We start from the raw sequence: 2,585 nt of genomic DNA on the forward strand, positions 1-2,585 counted from the left end.
TCATCGACAGCAGGACCTTGATGTCGGTGAGCATCAGCTCCTGGTGCTGCTGCTCATGCTGCATGCCCAGTTCCAGCAAGGAGAGGAAGCCCGCCAGTTGCGGATGGGTCTCCCCCGCTTCGGCCGGGTCGGCCTCCAGCGCATCGATCAGCAGCAACATGCGTGCGTCGACCTGCTCGCGGTAGGCCAGTATGTCGTCCAGCGAGGGGCGCGTGAGCAGGCCGCGCTGCGGCCGCGGGAATTTTTCGCCGACGCCTTCGTAATACGAATTGAAGAGCACGCGGAACTGCGGATGGAAAGGCGTGAAGCCGCTCTGGAAACGCTCCAGCAGGAAGGTCTCGAAGAACCAGGTGGTATGCGCCAGATGCCACTTGATGGGGCTGGCATCGGGCATGGCCTGCACGCAGCAATCCTCTGCCGAAAGCGGCTCGGCGATCAGCAGCGACTGCCGGCGCAGACGCCGGTAGCGATCGCCCAGCCGTTCGCGCGGGCGATGGTTGACCTGCTGGACGGCGGCGTCGATGACCGCATCGATGGTGGCGGCAGTGGCCGCTGCGACCACCGCCATGGGTTGCTCGGCCAGCTCGTCGTCGTGGGTGGTAGCGCGATCATGGGTAATGACGGAAGGCATCCGGTCTCCTGCAAAAATCATTGAATCAACAGCGGCAAACGTCCTTCAACGCGCCTGTGCATGGCACACCGCGAACCAGCGCCGCTCATCGAACCACATGCGGCAATTGCCGAATCCGGCCTCTTCCAGCAGGCCGAGGATGTCCTGCTCGGTGAACTTGTGGCTGTATTCGGTATGGATGCGCTCGCCCTGGTGGAAGGTGCGACGTCCGCCCGGCCAGCGCACGATGAGGTCGCGCCGTGCTTCCAGATGCATTTCGATGCGCTGCTGGCGGGCGTTGTAGAAGGCCACGTGGCGCCAGTCGCGCGGGGCGAAGTCGGCCCCGGCCAGGGCGTTGACGTGGTTGAGCACGTTGAGGTTGAACGCTGCCGTCACGCCGATGGCATCGTCATAGGCCGCTTCCAGGACACGCGCATCCTTCACCAGATCCAGTCCGATCAGGATGCCGCCCTCACCCGGTCCGGCCGGCAGGGCCGCACGCACGCGACGCAGGAAATCCAGCGCCTGGGCCGGATCGAAATTGCCCAGCGAGGATCCGGGATAGAAGAACAGCCGGCGCTGCGCATCCACCGTCTCCGGCAGCGCCAGCGTGGCCGAGAAATCCATCGCCAGCGGCAGCATGGGCAGCTGCGGGAAGCGCTTCTGCAAACCCGCCACCGACTGATGCAGGAAATCGGTGGAAATATCCACCGGCACATACTGGCGCGGCCGCAACGCTTCGAACAGCGAGGCGGCCTTGATACAGTTGCCTGCACCCAGGTCGATCAGCGTACAGGACTGGCCGACGGCGGCAGCGATGGCCTCCTGATGCGCGGCGAAAATGGCCGCTTCGGTACGGGTAGGGTAATACTCGGGCAAGGCGCAGATGGCCTCGAAGAGCTTGCTGCCCAAGGGATCGTAGAAGTACTTGGGCGAGATGACCGCCTCGCGGGCGGCGAGCCCGGCCAGCAGTTCGGCGTGCGGCGCGCGTGCTTCCGGCGCGGCCTCGCGTGAGGAGGGGATCAGTGCGGGTTGGGCCAAGCGACTCTCCTTGCCTGTGTGGGGTTGGGATGATGCTGATGCCTGCTGCTGCGCTGCTCCGGCCGGGCTGATCACGCCGGAATCCGCATACTCTAGCAGGGCAATGCAGGCAAGCAATGGCTGACGAACAACATTGCGATACGCTTGCGGTCGCGCGATCCATGCGCGGACTGTCTATACTTATGCCTCTTCCGACTAAGGCAGCCGCCCGGTGGTTCAACGCAGCAACAAGATTTTCCCTGCGCTGCAGAGCGACTGGCCGTGTGGCAACATGCACGGCGCGCTTAATCTGGCCGTCTCAACTGCTCATCCATGTCCATGTCATCCACGACTCCTCCCCCTATTGCCTCCCCTGCTGCTGGCGTGACGCCCGCCGTCGATTCACCCACCGCGCGCAAATCGGCCCTGGCGGCGCTGCGCGGACTGGCTCCCTTCCTCGCCCCCTACAAGAAGCAATTCCTGCTGGCCGGCCTGGCGCTGCTGGTGGCAGCCGGTGCCACGCTGGCCGTGCCCTATGCGTTCAAGCAGATGATCGACCTCGGCTTTGGCGCCGCCGGCAGCAAGAGCGCCACGCACATCAACCTGTATTTCGTGGCGCTGTTCGGCGTAGCCTGCGTGCTGGGAGTGGCCACGGCGGCGCGCTTCTACATGGTCTCCTGGCTGGGTGAACGGGTGACGGCCGACCTGCGCAGTGCGGTCTATGCCCACGTGGTGACGCAGAGTCCCGAATTCTTCGAAACCACCAAGACCGGCGAAGTCCTTTCGCGCCTGACCACCGACACCACGCTCATCCAGACCCTGGTCGGCACCAGCATTTCGATGGCCCTGCGCAATGCCCTGCTGTTCCTGGGCGGCATGAGCATGCTCTTCATCACCAGTGCCAAGCTGACCTCCATCATCATCGTCATGCTGGCCGCCGTGGTGCTGCCCATCG

At 64.4% G+C, this 2,585-nt stretch carries 3 protein-coding genes; 1 reads left to right on the plus strand and 2 read right to left on the minus strand.

What is annotated here, in order from left to right; genetic code table 11:
- Positions 1–631: DinB family protein (locus B3873_RS01600; protein WP_286863696.1), on the minus strand; the 631-nt coding region annotated here is incomplete at its 3' end.
- A gap of 45 nt (positions 632–676) precedes the next feature.
- A complete protein-coding gene (gene egtD, locus B3873_RS01605) occupies positions 677–1,651 on the minus strand; it encodes an L-histidine N(alpha)-methyltransferase (RefSeq protein WP_286863697.1) in 975 nt (324 codons plus the stop codon).
- A 312-nt stretch (positions 1,652–1,963) separates the two neighbouring features.
- On the opposite strand from egtD, the gene B3873_RS01610 reads away from it, so the two are divergent.
- On the plus strand, positions 1,964–2,585 hold a 622-nt coding region (locus B3873_RS01610; protein ID WP_286863698.1), incomplete at its 3' end, for an ABC transporter transmembrane domain-containing protein.

Origin of the sequence: Herbaspirillum sp. UBA812, assembly GCF_002296545.1 — a bacterium.
Lineage (GTDB): Bacteria > Pseudomonadota > Gammaproteobacteria > Burkholderiales > Burkholderiaceae_D > Herbaspirillum > Herbaspirillum huttiense.